The sequence below is a fragment of the Hydrogenophaga sp. A37 genome, assembly GCF_002001205.1.
Lineage (GTDB): Bacteria > Pseudomonadota > Gammaproteobacteria > Burkholderiales > Burkholderiaceae_C > Hydrogenophaga.
The window spans coordinates 1-15856 of record NZ_MUNZ01000064.1; the positions used below are offsets into that span (position 1 = coordinate 1).

The window sequence follows — 15856 nt, forward strand, 5'->3', positions numbered from 1 at the left end:
CAGCGCCACCACGCCCGCCATGATCCTGGCCGCAGGCCGGGGCATGCGCATGCGCCCGCTCACCGACACCACCCCCAAACCCCTGTTGCCCGTGCACGGCCGCCCGCTGATGCAATGGTCGATGGACGCCTTGGCGCGCGGTGGCTTTCATCACCTGGTGATCAACACCGCCTGGCTGGGCGAACAGATCGAGGCGCACTTCACGGCGTGGCCGCAGCAGCATGAAGGCGTGGCCTTGTGTTTCTCGCACGAGGGTCAGGATTTTGGCTACGCGTTGGAGACCGCTGGCGGCATCTCGCGTGCCCTGCCGCGACTGGGCGAGGTGTTCTGGGTGCTGGCCGGCGACGTGTATGCGCCATCGTTTGAGTTCACGCAGGCCAGCGTGGACCGCTTTGTCGCCAGCCACCAGCTGGCCCACCTCTGGCTGGTGCCCAACCCCTCACACAACCCGCAAGGGGATTTCGGCCTGAGCGAGGACGGGCAGGCACTGAACGCCGCCCCGGTGAAGTTCACGTACAGCACCATCGGCTTGTACCGCCGCGAATTGTTTGAACTGCCCTGGTTCGACACCGTGCCCGGCAACCCCCAGGGCACGGCCGCACCGCTGGCCCCGTTGCTGCGCCGCGCGATGGACGCCGGGCTTGTGAGCGCCGAGCTCTACACCGGGCCGTGGACCGATGTGGGGACACCTGAACGCTTGGCCGAGTTGAACGCCAATTGAAGTCGCTCCCCTGCAGTGCCCCCATTCAGCGCTGCGCCATCTGAAACCCGGACAATGCCGACCATGGACGCCCACACCTCCCACGCCCTCTACACGCAACGCCGCGCGCAGCTCGCCGCCCAGCTCGGCCCCGGCGGCATCGCCATCGTGCCCACCGCGCCCGAGCAGCAGCGCAACCGCGACAGCGACTTCCTGTTTCGGCACGACAGCTACTTCTATTACCTGACCGGTTTCGCCGAACCCAACGCCTGGCTGGTGGTCACCGGCGAAGGCGAGAGCACGCTGTTCTGCAACCCGAAAGACGCCGAGCGCGAGGTCTGGGACGGCATCCGCCTCGGCCCGACTGCGGCACCCGAGGCATTGGGCGTGCAGGCCGCGTGGTCGGTCGCCGAGCTGGACCAGCGCCTGCCGAAGCTGCTGGAAAACCGCGGCGTGGTCTGGTACCCGTTTGCGACCCACAAGGGGCTGGACGCGCGCATCAACGGCTGGCTGCAACCCGTGCGCGCCCGCGTGCGCTACGGCGCGCTCTGCCCCGAGCAGCAGCGCGACCTGTGCGGCCCGCTGGACGAGATGCGCCTCATCAAGGACCCGCACGAGCAGGACACCATGCGCCGCGCGGCGCAAATCAGCGCCCGCGCCCACGTCCGCGCCATGCAGCGTTGCGCCGCCATGCTGCGCGCCGGACAGGACGTGCGCGAGTACCACCTCGACGCCGAGCTGCTGCACGAGTTCCGCCAACAAGGCTCACAGTACCCGGCCTACGGCAGCATCGTCGCAGCCGGTGCCAACGCCTGCGTGCTGCACTACCGCGCCGACGCCGCACCCATCCGCAGCGGCGAGCTGGTGCTGATCGACGCCGGCTGCGAGCTCGACGGCTACGCCAGCGACATCACCCGCACCTTCCCCGCCAATGGCAGGTTCACCGGCCCGCAGCGCACGCTCTACGACCTGGTGCTGGCCTCGCAGGAAGCGGCCGTGGCCGCCACCAAGGCCGGCAATCGCTTCACCGACCCGCACGAGGCGACGGTCGCGGTGCTCGCGCAGGGTCTGCTCGACGTCGGCTTGCTCGACAAAAACAAGGTCGGCAGCGCGCAGGACGTGATCGCCAACCGCAGCTACTTCCCGTTCTACATGCACCGCACCGGCCACTGGCTGGGCATGGACGTGCACGACTGCGGCAGTTACGTGGAGCCGAGCGAGGTGGGCACGGTGAACGAACGAAAGGACCCGCTGAGCGGCGAAACCATCAAAGACCGCCCGAGCCGCATCCTGCGGCCCGGCATGGTGCTCACCATCGAGCCCGGCCTGTACGTGCGCCCGGCCGAGGGCGTGCCCGAGGCGTTCTGGAACATCGGCATCCGCATCGAAGACGACGCCATCGTCACCGAGACCGGTTGTGAACTCATCAGCCACGGCGTGCCGGTGAACGCCGACGAGATCGAAGCGCTGATGCGCTGACCGGCTGGACATCGGCCATTCAAAACTTCTTGAGAATCATTCGCATATAGAATGCTGACCTTCGCCGGGATGCCCGGCCTTCTGAAGGAGTGTTCATGCGAATCGCCACCACCGCACGTTGGCTGTGTGTCCTGAGCCTGACGGCCGGTCTGATCCAGACCGCGCACGCGGCCCCCGAAGTGGTCAAAGACGTGCTCGGCCGATCGGTCCGCGTTGACCTGCCCGCCAAGCGCGTGTTGCTGGGTTTCTATTTCGAGGACTACATGGCCATCGGCGGCGAAAAGGCCTTCGACAAGGTGGTCGGTCTCTCCCGCGAGGCCTGGGAAGGCTGGCGTCCGGCCAACTGGTCGCTGTTCACGGCCCACCGGCCCGCGCTCAAGGAACTGCCCGACGTGGGCGAGGTCGAGGCGCAGACCTTCTCTGTCGAGAAGGTGCTGGCGCTCAGACCCGATGTGGTGGTGCTGGCCGAATGGCAATACAAGGGCCTGGGCCCCGACGTGAAACGGCTGGAAGACGCCGGGGTGCCCGTGGTGGTGGTGGACTACAACCTGGAGCTGCCGGCCAACCACCAGGCCAGCACGCTGCTGCTGGGAAAGATCGCGGGCGATCAGACGCGCGCGCAGAAAATCGCCGACGAATACCAGACCGCCATCGACCAGGTGCGGTCGCGGATTGCGGCCGCCAAACAGCCCAAGCCGCGCTTCTACGTCGAGTTCGGCAACAAGGGCCCTGCCGAATACAGCTTCAGCTACGGCAAGGGCATGTGGGGTCCGCTGGGGGCCCTGGCGGGTGGTGACAACATCGCTGCGCCCTTCGTTGAGTGGTACGGCCCGATGAACCCGGAGAAGGTGCTGGCCGCGCAACCCGAGGTGGTGTTCATTGCCGGCACCGAGTCCACCAAGAACCCCGCCTCCATGCTCATGGGCCAAGGCGTGGCACCCGCCCAATCAGCACAGCGGTTGCAAGGGTTTGCCCAACGCCCCGGTTGGAGCGAACTGCCTGCCGTGAAGAACAAGCGCCTGTATGCGGTCTACCAAGGGGCTTCGCGCTCGGTGCTGGACTACACCATGGTGCAATTCATGGCCAAGGCGCTGTACCCCACGCTGTTCAAGGACATCGACCCCCAGGCCAACTACCTGAGCTTCTACAAGCGCTACCTGCCGGTCCAGGCCAAGGGCAGCTTCGCGCTGGGGATGTAAATGACACGCCAATTCTTGAAGCGTCTGGCGCTGTCCGCCACCCTCGCCTTGGGCGCGCTCAGTGCCTGGGCAGCGCCCAGCACCATCGAAGACGTGCTGGGCCGCAAGGTCACGCTGGAGTTGCCCGCCAAGCGGGTGCTGTTGGGCTTCTACCTCGAGGACTATCTGGCCGTCGGTGGCGACAAGGCCTTCGACCGCCTGGTGGGACTGTCGCTCGGCTGGTTCGTCAAGTCGCGGCCCGCGGTGTGGGAACAGTACGTCGCCGCGCGGCCCACGCTGCGCGACGTGGTCGACGTGGGCAGCGTGCAGTTCCAAAGCTTTTCGCTCGAAAAGGCCCTGGCCACGAAGCCCGACGTCGTGGTCCTGGCCGACTGGCAGTTCAAGGCCCTGGCGTCTGAGATCCCCCGCCTGGAAGCCGCCGGCATTCCGGTGGTGGTGGTGGACTACAACGCGCAGACGCTGGAGCGTCACCTGGCCAGCACCAAGGTGCTGGGCCAGGTCACCGGCGAAACGGCGCGCGCCCAAAGCATTGCCGACGGCTACCAGCAGGTCGTACAGACCATCCAGCAGCGCATCGCCAAAGCGAAGCTGCCCCGCCCGCGTGTGTACATCGAGCTGGGCGACAAGGGCCCCGCCGAGCACAGCTATACCTACGGCAAGAACATGTGGGGCGCCATGGTCGACCTGGTCGGTGGCGACAACGTGGCCGCGCCTTTCGTCAAGGACTGGGGGCCAATCAACCCCGAGCAGTTGCTCGTTTCGAAACCGCAGGTGGTGTTCATCGCGGGCTATGAGAGCGTCAGCCAGCCCGACGCCATGCAGATGGGCTTCGGGGTGCCCGCGGGTGAAGCGCGCCGGCGCCTGCAAGGCTTCGCGCAGCGCAAGGGCTGGAGCGCCCTGCCGGCGGTGCAGGACGGCCGCCTGCACGGTGTCTATCACGGTGCCACACGCAGCCTGCTGGATGCCGCGCAGCTGCAGTACCTGGCCAAGGCGCTGTACCCGACGCTGTTCGCCGACATCGACCCGGACGCCACCTACCGCGACTTCTATCGCCGCTACCTGCCCATCCAGCCCCAAGGCACCTTCGTGCTGAACGGGAAATGAACGACACCGCCGCCACACCTGCTGCGGGTACCCTGGTCCTGCAGCGCCACCGTCGGCGCGAGGCGCTGCGCTGGCGCTGGCTGGCCCTGTTCGTCGGCCTGAGCCTGTGCAGCCTGACGCTGGACGTGGCCACCGGCCCCTCGCTGCTGGCGTTGGGTGACGTGTTGCGCACGCTGCTGGCGCCCGCGGCGGCCGACCCGATGACGCGCGCCATCGTGATGGACATGCGCCTGCCGATCGCGCTCATGGCCCTGGTGGTGGGAGCGGCGCTGGGCCTGGGCGGGGTGCAGATGCAGACCCTGCTGGACAACCCCCTGGCCAGCCCCTACACGCTGGGGCTGGCGGCGGCGGCCGGCTTTGGTGCGGCGCTGGCCCTGGTCACGGGTGGCCTGGGCTTGCCGTCCCTGATCGCGATCCCCATCGGCGCCTTCGTGTTCTGCATGCTGGCGGCCAGCCTGCTGTTTGGGCTGGCGCTGATGCGCCATGTCAGCAGCCAGACCATCATCCTGGCCGGCATCGCGCTGCTGTTTCTGTTCCAGTCGCTGCTGTCGCTGCTGCAGTTCCTCTCTTCCCCCGAGCTGAACCAGCAGATCATCTTCTGGCTGTTCGGCAGCCTCATGCGCACCACCTGGCCCATGCTGTGGATCACCGCAGGCGTGACTTTGGTGTGTGCGGTGCTGCTGCACGGCGACGCCTGGCAGCTGACCTGCCTGCGCCTGGGCGAGGCGCGGGCGCGCAGCCTGGGCGTGAATGTCACGCGGCTGCGCCTGAAGACGCTGGTGCTGGTTGCGCTGATGACGGCGACCGCCATCAGCTTCGTGGGCATCATCGGCTTCATCGGCCTGGTCTCGCCGCACATCGCGCGCATGCAGGTCGGCGAAGACCAGCGCTTCCTGATTCCGCAGTCGGCGCTGTGCGGTGCGCTGATGCTCTCGGTTGCTTCGGTGCTGTCCAAGTCCATCGTGCCCGGCGCGCTGTTTCCCATCGGCATCGTGACGGCGCTGATCGGGGTTCCTTTCATGATCTGGCTCATCCTGGGCAACCGAAAGCGCCGCCATGCTTGAACTCCATGACCTGACCCTGCGCATCGGCGAGCTGACCCTGGTCGAGGGGCTGAACCTGCAACTGCGCGCCGGGCAGCTGCACGTCATCATCGGCCCCAATGGCACCGGCAAGACCAGCCTGCTGCGCGCCCTGTTCGGCGAGCTGCCTCTGGCGCAGGGGGCGGTGCACCTGCGTGGCACGCCGATGAAGCCGCACACCATGCCGGCGTGGCGACAGGGCATTGGCTACATGCCGCAGAACACCCAGCTCGACCTGGACCTGAGTGCGCTCGAAGTGGTGGTGCTGGGGCGTTTGCAGCGCTTGTCGATGCGGCTGTCGGACGACGATCTGGGGGCGGCGCTGGCGGCCTTGCAGGCGCTGGACATCGCCCACCTGGCCGACCGCCCGGTGCACACGCTCAGCGGCGGGCAGCGCCAGATGGTGCTGTTTGCCCAGGTGCTGCTGCGCCAGCCGCAGTTGATGCTGCTGGACGAACCCGTCAGCGCGCTCGACCTGAAGCACCAGATGCAGCTCATGGAGCACCTCCAGGCGCAGACCGAGGCCCAGGGCTGGATCAGCGTGGCCGTGCTGCACGACCTGAACCTGGCGGCCCAGTTTGCCGACCAGCTGATCGTGCTCGGTGAAGGTCGCCTGCAGGCCTTCGGCCCCCCGGCCGAGGTGCTGAGCCGCGACCTCATCCACCGCCTGTACCACGTGCCGGTGGACGTTCACCATGATCGGGACGGCCAGCCCTACGTGCGCACCTTGCGCGCACCGCTTGAGCCCTTGACGGCCTGAAGGCCCGGCACGACGGAATCCTCTGGTGGGCATTGGCGGCCTGCGGCCTGCTGGGCGGCGCGGGCCCGTGGCAGGGTGACACGCACCGTGGGGCCGCCCCCGCGGTTTGCAGTACAACCGGCGCATGAACACGTCCGCTCCACTGCCCCGCGTCCTCTGCCTCACCATGAACCCGGCGGTCGATCTCGCCACCGAAACCGAGCGCGTCGTGCCCACGCACAAGCTGCGCTGCGGCGACACGCTGCACGACGCGGGCGGCGGCGGCATCAACGTGGCGCGCGTGCTCCACCGCCTGGGCGGCCAGTGCACGGCGCTCTGCCCCACGGGTGGCTCCTCGGGCCAATGGCTGGAGCGGCGCATGCGCGACGAGGGCCTGAACGGCGTGTTCCTGCCCATTGCCGACGAGACCCGCGTGAGCTTCACCGTGCACGAACACAGCACCGGCGCCGAATACCGCTTCGTCATGCCCGGCCCGCACCTGACGGACAGCGAATGGCAGGCCTGCCTGGACCACCTGGAGCGGTTACCCGACTTTCCCGAGCTGCTGGTCGCCAGCGGCAGCCTGCCGCCGGGCGTGCCAGCCGATTTCTACGCGCGGCTCGCCCGCCTGTGCCAAAAGCGTAGCGCGCGCATGGTGCTGGACACCTCCGGGCCGTCGCTCGCGGCGGCGCTGGCCGTTGGCGTGTACCTGTTCAAACCCAATCTCAAGGAACTGGCCGAGCTCGCGGGGCGGCCACTGGACACCGCCGAACAGTGGCAGGCCGCCGCGCGCCAGCTGGTGCTGGACGGCCAAGCCGAGGTGGTGGCGCTCACGCTGGGTCACCTGGGCGCGCTGCTGGTCACGCGCGACGCGATGTGGCGCGCCGCGCCTCTGGACATCCCGGTGGCGAGCGCGGTGGGCGCGGGCGACAGCTTCGTCGGCGGCCTGGTCTGGGGGCTGCAGCAGGGCCAGCCGCTGGAACAGGCCTTCAGCTGGGGCATCGCCGCGGGCTCGGCCGCGCTGCTCTCGGCCGGCACCGGGCTCAGCGATCTGGACGACATTCGGCGCCTGCAGCCGATGGTGCAGATCACGCCAGTGGCGTGACGTCGGGCGCTGCGGCACAGCCGCTCAACACACGCTCCATCGCCGAGCGGCTGGGCGTCTCGACGAACAAGCAGGGCTTGCCCTGGCGCTTGCAGTGTTCCTTCACGCGCCAGTAGGCGTTGTGGCTGATGCAGCCGACCTGGCAGATCACCAGGTCGGCCGACTGCAGCATCGGCCCGAGCTGTCCGGCCTTGTCTTCTTCGCCGCCGTCGTGGTGCAGAAAACGCGCACCCTTGTCTTCGATCAGCTCGCGGTAGACCGGGATCACGCGGGTGCGCCCGCCCACGCACAGCACCGAGCGGTCATGGATGACCCAGCCCGTGTCGGCCGGCGCAGCGTGCAACGCGTGGCTGGACGGCGCCGGGGCGGTGGCCGTTGAGGGCAGGCCCTCCGACACAATCGGAACCGCTTCGTTCACCCGGCTCAGGGCCCGGCGCAGTTGCTGGTTGTGTTCGATCAGTTGCCGGTTGTCTTCGGCCAGCCGCTGGCGCTGCGGCAGGTCGGGCGTCTGCCGCAGCAATTCGTCGCATTGCGCCTGGGACTGTGCCTGGGTGGTGTGCGCCCGGATCAGTTCGCCGCGCAGCCGCACCCGCTCCGCGTCGTGCTGCGCCTTGAGCTGCGCCAGCTCCAAAGCGGCGGCCTGCAGGCGCTGCTGCGTGATCGCCAGCTCATCGCCCAGCTTCTGGTTGTCCTGCACCAGCGACTGCAACCGGGTCATGTCCACGCGCGCGGCCATGCCCACCTGGTGCTGCAGCATGTGCACCTGCCCCAGCACGGCGAATTCCAGCTCGGGGGTGCAGCGCGCGTGCGTCAACACCGCCCAGAACACGCCCGCCCAGTCCATGCCCATGCAGCTCTCGTCCCACCAGTGCGCCAGGGCTTCGGTGGTTTTCAGCTTCAGCGACTTGAGCACAAACAGCTCGTGGCGGGCGTCGAGTTCACGCTGCACCAGCTCGGCCAACTGGGTGCGCCGGCGGCACTCGCTCACCACCGCGATATGGGTTTCGTATTCGCTGAGCCCCGCCACGTCCAGCTCCGCCTTGCGCGCCAGCTTCAGCAACTCGGGCAGGCGCAGACAGACGCCGGTGACCGGGCAGGGTGCATGGCCGCCGAGCTCCCATAGCTTGCGCCGCGCGGAACCCTGCCGCGCGGGTGCGGTGGCATCGGCACCGTCGGATGACCGGCCACTGGCTTGCTGGACATAGCGCCCCACGAGCGCGTCCAGATCCGTCGAGGCCCCAAGCGGTTTCTTGTGCACACACATGGTCAGCCTTCAGTGAACGGCGCGCGCCGTGGCATTCATCACCAGGCAGCCCGCTCGGAGCGCGCCCTCGATCACCGGGTCGGGACCGTGCGCCTCCCAGTGGCTCACCAAGGCCGCGTGCGTGTCGTGGCTGTGCCAGACGGCGGCCTTTCCCCACGCGCTGACGCGGGGCCGACCCAGCATCAGCCGAACCAGCGCGGTGTGGGTGTCGGCCAGCGTGGCCGCCGCGAGGGACGGCTGCCCCTGGTCCACCAGCAGGCCCGACAGGCACCGCGTGCTGCTCACCAGCGCGCACAGGCAGGCGTCCGCGTGCTCGGTGTGCCCCGTGTCCAGCTGCTGGAACGCCAGCCCCAGCGCTTCGCGGTACCAGGCCGTGGCACGCGTCACCTGACCCAGGCATTGCGCCTGCGACGCCTGGCGCATGGCGCGGGTCCAACCGGGCAAGGCCGGGAGCGGAATGAAGTGGCCGTCCTGGCCGGCGGGCTGGGGGGATGACTGCATGGTGCGAAGCTCCTGTGATTCAGCTGTTGTTGAGAACAATTCTCACCTGAAGCATCGTAGCGCCGGAACCATCCTTTGTGTTGACTTGGGTCAATTTATTACGAATGATTCTTGTTTATATAGATACAGACGGGCACACCAGCGACCCACGTACCAAGACACTTTGATGACAAATAACCGTCATTCCCCCTGAAATCATCCCTTCAAGACCCCAATGCAGGCAATAGCTCGACACAAGACTACACAGATTGAATAAGAATGGTTATCATTAATTACATAGCCAGCCATTGACGCAGCGCGGACGATGCCCATCGCCCGGGACGGCCTGCGAGCCAGGAGCCAGCGAACCCTTCCCACACGGAAGACACGTCGTTGTCTCCTGATCCATGCCCCTGCGCCCTCATCCGAACACCACCGCCACCCTCACCCCTCTGGCCCAGGCCGTCCGCACCGTCTTGGCCAGCGCCCTGCTGATCGGCGCCGCCACGCCGGCATTGGCCCAGACAACTGCCCCAGCCAGTGGCGAAGTCACGCTGCCGTCCGTCACCATCAAGGCCTCCCGTGCCGCCAACGCCGCGACGGAAGGCTCACGCTCCTACACCACCGAAGCCACGTCCACCGCCACCGGCCTCTCGCTCTTGCTGCGCGACACGCCGCAATCTGTGAGCGTGGTGACCCGCGAGCGCATCGAAGACCAGGCGATGGACACCGTCGAGGACGCGTTGCGCAACACCTCGGGCCTCTCCATCAAGAACACGGATCGCGGACGCAATGAGCTGTCGGCCCGCGGTTTCAAAATCACCAACTACCAGTTCGACGGTGTGCCCATGTTCACCGGCAACATCGGCGTCGAAACCATCAGCACCGAGCCTTTTGATCGCATCGAAGTGGTGCGCGGCGCCACCGGGCTGCTGAATGGCGCCGGCGACCCTTCCGCCGCCGTCAACCTGGTGCGCAAGCACGCTGACAGCAAGACCTTCACCGCCACGGCGAAAGGGGAGCTCGGCAGCTGGAACCACCGCGCCGGCACGCTGGACCTCACCACGCCGCTCAACAGCGACGCCTCGGTGCGCGCGCGCCTGGTGCTGCACGCCAACCAGCAGGACGCCTACATCGACCTGGAGAACACGAAGGGCAGCGTGTTCTATGGCGTGGTGGATGCCGATCTGACGGCCGTCACCCGGCTCAGCGTGGGCGCCAGCCAGGAAACCCGACAACGCAACGGCGTCTACTGGGGCGGACTGACCTACTGGTACGCCGACGGCACGCGCACCGACTGGGACCGCTCCAAAACCACCGCCACGCGCTGGAACCAGTGGGACACGGAAGAGACCACGGCCTTCGCCAGCCTGGAACACAAGCTGGCCAACCGCTGGCGCCTGCGCGCCGACCTTGGCCACCGCCAGCAGGTCGAAGACTCCAAGCTGCTGTGGGTCACGGGCACCCCCGACCGGGCGACAGGCCTGGGTCTGTCGGCCTATCCCTACCACTACCGCGCCGAACCCACCCAGACGCACGCCGGCTTTTCCGCCACCGGACCGTTTTCACTCTGGGGACGGGAACATGAGTTCACCGCCGGCCTGATGCGCAGCCAGCTCAAGGACGGCTGGGACAACCGCGACGCCGCGGGCGACGTGGCCGAAGTCGGCAACTTCAACCAGTGGGACGGCAGCTACCCGGAACCGGCCATGACCGCGTTCTACCGCGGCAACCTAGGCACCACCACGCAGACGGGCGCGTACATGGCCTCGCGTCTGCAGATCACCGACGCACTGAAGTTCATCGTCGGCGGCCGCGTGAGCAGCTGGAAGCGGGACGAAGACGTCGGCGCCTGGACCCCGGAGGCCTACACCCTGCGGCACAGCAGCGTCTTCACGCCCTATGCCGGCGTGGTGATGGACCTGAGCGACAACGTCTCGGCTTACGCCAGCTACACCACCATCTTCAAACCGCAGACGGAGAAAGACCGCCACGGTCAGTACCTCGACCCGCTGGAAGGCAACAGCGCCGAAATCGGCGTCAAGGGCGCGTTCTTCGACGGCAGGCTCAACGCCTCGGCCGCCGTGTTCCGCGTCGACCAGGACAACTTCGCCACGCCCGATGCAGGCCATTTCGTGCCCGGCACCGCCACCGTGGCGTACCTTGCCGCCCAAGGAATCCGGTCGCAAGGCATTGACCTGGAAGTCCAAGGCGACATCGCCCCCGGATGGCAACTGGGCGCTGGCTGGACCCAGTTCAGCGCCCGCGACGCGCAGGGCGCCCATGTGGTGACCGAACACCCGCGCCAGCAACTCAAGCTGTTCACCAAGCACACCCTGGGCGGCGCTTTGCAGGGGCTGAGCCTGGGCGGTGGTCTCGTGTGGGAAAGCACCCCGCCGGTCACGGCCACGAACCCGGTCACCGGCCTGAACGAGCGTGTCGGCCAGCCGGCCCGTGCCGTGTTGGACGTCATGGCCGCCTACGCCTTCAATCCGAAAACCTCGGTGCAGCTGAACATCGGCAACCTGCTGGACAAGGCGTACTACAGCAGCTCATGGAGTGGCTACACCTACGGCGAGCCCCGCACGTTCACCGTCGCGCTCAAGCACCGCTTCTGAGGCTCAACATGCGCTCCACCACCCTTTCGAAAGCACACATCACCGCCCGCGTGACGGCCGGCATCGTCGGTGGCTACGCCTTCACCTGGGGTTTCGCGGCGGCCGGCGTCGCCGCGCTCGTGGGCCTGGGTGTGGACTACCACGACGCCGAGATGGGCGTGCTCATGCTCGCCTTCCTGGTGTTCCTGGGCCTGTTCCTGTGGTCGTTCGCCGCCGCCAGCATCACCCGTGTGTGGGTCGTTCTGGCCGGGGGCGCGGCCCTTCAATTCACCTTGGCCTGGGCCATCCAGCGCGCCATCCTGGCCTGAAAGGACTTCCCATGTTCCAGAACTTCCGCCAGTCCATGACCTGGCTGCACACCTGGTTCGGCCTGGTGATCGGCTTCGTGCTCATCGTGGTGTTCTTCTTCGGCTCGCTCTCGGTGTTCGACCGTGAATTCGACCGCTGGGCGATCCCCGAGACGCGCTTCGACCCGCAGCCCATGCCGTCGTTCGACCAGGTGCTGCTGCCCATCCTGCAACAGCTGCCACCCGACGAACTGGACTACGCGGCCAACATGGCCACGCTGCACGACGACCAGCAAGGCCCGATGACGCCGCGCCTGGAACTGCCAGTGGACGAATACTGGGCCTACACCACGCACCGCGATCCGGTGCTGATCATGGGCTCGGGCTTCAAGGTGCCGCTGCCCAAAGACCCGAGCCTGGAAAACCACATCCACGCGAACATGACCATCGATCCGCGCAACGGCGCCACCGTGTCCGACGACGCGCTCAAGATCGGCAGCGGGTGGTTCTACCCCATGCACTACAGCCTGAACTGGCAGTGGAAAAACCTGGGCATCTTCATCGTCGGCCTGGCCGCGCTGGTGATGCTCGCCGCACTGGTCTCGGGCGTGGTGATGCACCGCAAGTTCTTCCGCGAGTTCTTCACCTTCCGACCGAAGAAGCACACCCAGCGCAGCGCGCTGGACCTGCACAACCTGACCGGCGTGGTCGCCCTGCCGTTCCACTTCTTTTTCGCCTTCACCGGCCTGGTGATCTTCGCGTCCGCCTACTTCCTGCCGGTTTCGCAGTTCCAGCTCAAGGGCCTGCACGACCGGCACGAGGTGATGGAAGCCGCAGAAACGGGTCTGCCGCACAAGGCCGCGGGCGCGCCCGCGCCGCTGGCCTCGGTGGACGCGATGATGGCGCAGGCCAAACGCCGCTGGGCCGAGCGCGACATGGCCGGCGAGATCGGCTTCCTCACCGTGCACCACGTGGGCGACGCCAACAGCTATGTCAGCGTCTACCGCGCCGGCAGCGACCGCGTGGCCCTGGTGGGCGAGGGCATCCACTTCAAAGGCAGCACCGGCGAGCTGCTGTTTGAAGACCCGTCGCGCAGCCCCGTCTCTGAGGTCAACGAGTTCCTCACCGGCCTGCATCTGCAGCACTTCGAGCACTGGTTGCTGCGCTGGCTCTACGTGCTGGGCGGGCTGCTGGGCGCGGTGTGCATCGCCACCGGCTTCATCTTCTTCGTCGAAAAGCGCAAGAAGCAGCACGCCAAGGCGGGCACCCAGGGCAGCCGCGTGGTCGATGCGCTGGCCGTGACCACCATGACGGGCATGCTCATCGCCGCCATCGGCATGCTCGTGGTCAACCGACTGCTGCCGGCCGACCTGGGCGGCAAGGGCGACTGGGAGAAATGGGCCTTCTGGGGCTTCTGGGTGCTGGCCATGGCGCACGCCTTCGTGCGCAGCGCGCCGGTGGCGCAGGGCCGCATGAACCCGGCTTGGCGCGAGCAGTGTTGGGCCGTGGCCGCGCTGGCGGTGGCGGCCGTGGGCCTGAACTGGCTGAGCACCGGCGACCACCTCATCAAGACCGTGTTCACCCACACATACTGGGCCGTGGCCGGCGTGGACCTGAGCCTGCTGGCCAGCGCGGGGATCGCCGTGTGGGTGGCGCGCCGGCTGGCCCGGCGCGAACAAGCGGGACAACGCAGCCCGTTGCCCGCCCAAGCAGACTCAGACAACAGCGACAACGCCGCGGGGGTGGCCCATGTCTGAGCTGTTCTGGCTGATCGCCGCTGCCGCGTTGAGCTTCAGCGGCATGGCCTGGCTGGCGCTGGCGATGGAGGTGCACTGGGGCCAGGTGATGCACCAGCACGCCGATGACGCCGCGCACACGCGCGGCTGGTTGCGCCGGCTGGGTGCGGCGGCCCTGCCGCTGTCGCTGCTGGCCTGCCTGATGGCGGACCGGCCGTCCATGGCCGCGCTGGTGTGGATCATGTTGCTGGCGGGCAGCGCCGTCGCGGTCGCCATGGTGCTGAGCCGGCGGGCGCACTGGTTGCGCCCCTGGTGCCTGGCCCCGGCCGCTGCACCCGCAGCGCGCTGAACACGGCACCGCCCACCGTGCACGCCGTGCAGCGGCTCTCCACCAGCGTCGGCCACCCGCCCGCGGCGCTCTCCACCCCGCACCAGGCCGTCCATGCCCTGTACCACCTGCACCATGGGTGGCTGCAGGGCTGGCTGCGGCGCCAGCTCGGGTGTTCGCACGACGCAGCGGACATCGCTCAAGACGTGTTCATGCGCCTGCTGGCGCGGCAGAACCCGGTCGAGCCCCGCGAGCCCCGGGCCTTTCTGTCCACCATCGCGCGCGGCCTGGTCATCGAGCGCTGGCGCCGGCGCGAGCTGGAGCGGGCCTGGCTGGAGACCCTGGCCGCGCTGCCCGAGGCCGAAGCGCCAACGACCGAAAGCCGGCTCATCTTTCTGGAGACGCTCACCGAGATCGACCGCATGCTCGACGGGCTCAAGCCGGCGGTGCGCACCGCCTTCCTGCTGGCCCAGCTGGACGGGCTGACCTGCCCGCAGATCGCGCAGCAACTGGGCGTGTCGCTGGCCACGGTGGAGCGCCACATCGCCAAGGCGCTGCGCGCCTGCTACACGCTGCGCTACGGGCACTGAACCATGGGCGAGCGCGCGCTGCCAGAGCACCTGATCGACACGGCCATCGCCTGGTCGATCCGGCTGGACCACCACGTGCCCACGCCCCAAGCGCGCGCCGACTTCGAGCGCTGGCTGCGGACCGACCCGCAGCACGCCGTGGCTTGGCAACGCGTGGGCTCGCTGGGCCGCACCTTCCGAGCCGTGCCGCCGCAGCTGGTGCGCAACACGCTGCAAACCGCCGACAGCCTGCGCCAGCGGCGCCCCCTGGCGCGGCGCGGTGCGATCGAGCGGTTGTCGCTGGCCGGTGTGCTGCTGGGTGCGGGCTGGGTGGCGCGCGAGCACGCGCCCTGGCAGCGCTGGCTGGCCGACGCCGCCACGGCCACCGGCGAACAGCAGACGCTGCCGCTGGCCGACGGCAGCGTGCTCGTGCTCAACACCGACACCGCCGTGCACACCGACCTGGGCGGCGACCGCCGGGTGGTGGTGCTGCGGCGAGGCGAAATCCAGGTCACCACGGGCAGCGACGCGCAGACCGTGGCGCGCCGGGGCCACGGTCGCCCGTTCTGGGTGGCCACGCCCTTTGGCGAGATGCGCGCACTGGGCACGCGCTTCACCGTGCGGCTCGACGGGCCGCGCGCGCGCATCAGCGTGCAGGAAGGGGCCGTCGAGCTGCACCCTGGCCATGGCGGCGCCACCGTGATCGTGCGCCCCGGCGAAAGCCGCTGGATGAGCGCCGACGGCACCGAGCCGGCCGATCTGCGGGGCATCGAGGCCGACGCCTGGACCGACCGCGTGATCGCCGGCCAACACATGCGGCTGGCCGACCTGTTGGCCGAGCTGGCCCGTTACCGCTCGGGCCACATCGCCTGCGATCCGCGCGTGGCCGACCTGCGGGTGTCCGGCCTGTACCACGTCCAGGACACCGACCGTGCCCTGCAGTTCCTGCTGCAAACGCAGCCGGTCAGCGTGGTTTACACCACGCGCTTCTGGGTGTCGGTGGGCCCGGACAGCGGTTCTTGAAACGCAGCGTCACCGGTCGCCCCGGTGGCCGCGAACTCTTTTGGTCGAAACGTGAGGGGTTTTTGCATCTCGACCGGCCTGCAGGTAGGCGCTCTCCTTTTCTTCTTCTACCCGACCAAGGTCTTCCATGTCCCAACCCCGAC

General features: G+C 68.2%; 15 protein-coding genes. 13 read left to right on the top strand and 2 right to left on the bottom strand.

Translation table 11 applies throughout. From position 1 onward, the window contains the following. Window positions 1–19 precede the first annotated feature (19 nt). The 7 genes from B0E41_RS04205 (at window position 20) to B0E41_RS04235 (ending at window position 7408) form a co-directional block, all read left to right on the top strand. A complete protein-coding gene (locus B0E41_RS04205) occupies window positions 20–721 on the top strand; it encodes a nucleotidyltransferase family protein (protein ID WP_077329193.1) in 702 nt (233 codons plus the stop codon). A gap of 63 nt (window positions 722–784) precedes the next feature. Continuing rightward, a complete protein-coding gene (locus B0E41_RS04210) occupies window positions 785–2179 on the top strand; it encodes an aminopeptidase P N-terminal domain-containing protein (RefSeq protein WP_077329195.1) in 1395 nt (464 codons plus the stop codon). A gap of 95 nt (window positions 2180–2274) precedes the next feature. After that, complete coding sequence (locus B0E41_RS04215) at window positions 2275–3378, top strand: ABC transporter substrate-binding protein (RefSeq protein WP_077329170.1); 1104 nt, start codon at window positions 2275–2277, stop codon at window positions 3376–3378. Further along, on the top strand, window positions 3379–4482 hold the full coding sequence (locus tag B0E41_RS04220) for an ABC transporter substrate-binding protein (RefSeq protein WP_171984660.1): 1104 nt from the start codon (window positions 3379–3381) through the stop codon (window positions 4480–4482). Continuing rightward, a complete protein-coding gene (locus tag B0E41_RS04225; RefSeq protein ID WP_077329172.1) occupies window positions 4479–5546 on the top strand; it encodes an iron ABC transporter permease in 1068 nt (355 codons plus the stop codon). The genes B0E41_RS04220 and B0E41_RS04225 overlap by 4 nt, the downstream gene beginning before the upstream one ends. Then, window positions 5539–6324 (top strand): ABC transporter ATP-binding protein, encoded by a 786-nt coding sequence (locus B0E41_RS04230; protein ID WP_077329174.1) that lies wholly within the window; start codon window positions 5539–5541, stop codon window positions 6322–6324. Before B0E41_RS04225 ends, B0E41_RS04230 begins: the two co-directional genes overlap by 8 nt. A gap of 124 nt (window positions 6325–6448) precedes the next feature. Next, on the top strand, window positions 6449–7408 hold the full coding sequence (locus tag B0E41_RS04235; protein ID WP_077329176.1) for a 1-phosphofructokinase family hexose kinase: 960 nt from the start codon (window positions 6449–6451) through the stop codon (window positions 7406–7408). Here B0E41_RS04235 and B0E41_RS04240 read toward each other — a convergent pair. Both B0E41_RS04240 and B0E41_RS04245 read right to left on the bottom strand, forming a co-directional pair. Further along, complete coding sequence (locus B0E41_RS04240; protein ID WP_077329178.1) at window positions 7392–8672, bottom strand: DUF2325 domain-containing protein; 1281 nt, start codon at window positions 8670–8672, stop codon at window positions 7392–7394. The two genes, B0E41_RS04235 and B0E41_RS04240, sit on opposite strands and share 17 nt — an antisense overlap. 9 nt (window positions 8673–8681) lie before the next feature. Further along, window positions 8682–9173 (bottom strand): hypothetical protein, encoded by a 492-nt coding sequence (locus B0E41_RS04245; protein ID WP_077329180.1) that lies wholly within the window; start codon window positions 9171–9173, stop codon window positions 8682–8684. A gap of 386 nt (window positions 9174–9559) precedes the next feature. On the opposite strand from B0E41_RS04245, the gene B0E41_RS04250 reads away from it, so the two are divergent. Genes B0E41_RS04250 through B0E41_RS04275 form a run of 6 tightly spaced genes read left to right on the top strand, consistent with a single transcriptional unit; the run spans window position 9560 to window position 15713 of the window. Further along, window positions 9560–11770, top strand: coding sequence for a TonB-dependent siderophore receptor (locus B0E41_RS04250; RefSeq protein ID WP_077329182.1), 2211 nt, complete (start codon window positions 9560–9562; stop codon window positions 11768–11770). Window positions 11771–11778: 8 nt separating this feature from the next. Further along, entirely contained in the window at window positions 11779–12078 is a 300-nt protein-coding gene (locus B0E41_RS04255) for an iron uptake protein (RefSeq protein ID WP_077329184.1), read from the top strand. Between the two features lie 11 nt (window positions 12079–12089). Beyond that, entirely contained in the window at window positions 12090–13814 is a 1725-nt protein-coding gene (locus B0E41_RS04260; RefSeq protein WP_077329186.1) for a PepSY-associated TM helix domain-containing protein, read from the top strand. Then, entirely contained in the window at window positions 13807–14142 is a 336-nt protein-coding gene (locus B0E41_RS04265; RefSeq protein WP_077329188.1) for a DUF3325 family protein, read from the top strand. The genes B0E41_RS04260 and B0E41_RS04265 overlap by 8 nt, the downstream gene beginning before the upstream one ends. Before the next feature lie 26 nt (window positions 14143–14168). Beyond that, window positions 14169–14711, top strand: a complete 543-nt coding sequence (locus B0E41_RS04270) for a sigma-70 family RNA polymerase sigma factor (RefSeq protein ID WP_077329201.1) — start codon at window positions 14169–14171, stop codon at window positions 14709–14711. Window positions 14712–14714: 3 nt separating this feature from the next. Then, window positions 14715–15713 (top strand): FecR domain-containing protein, encoded by a 999-nt coding sequence (locus B0E41_RS04275; protein WP_077329190.1) that lies wholly within the window; start codon window positions 14715–14717, stop codon window positions 15711–15713. Window positions 15714–15856: the final 143 nt, after the last annotated feature.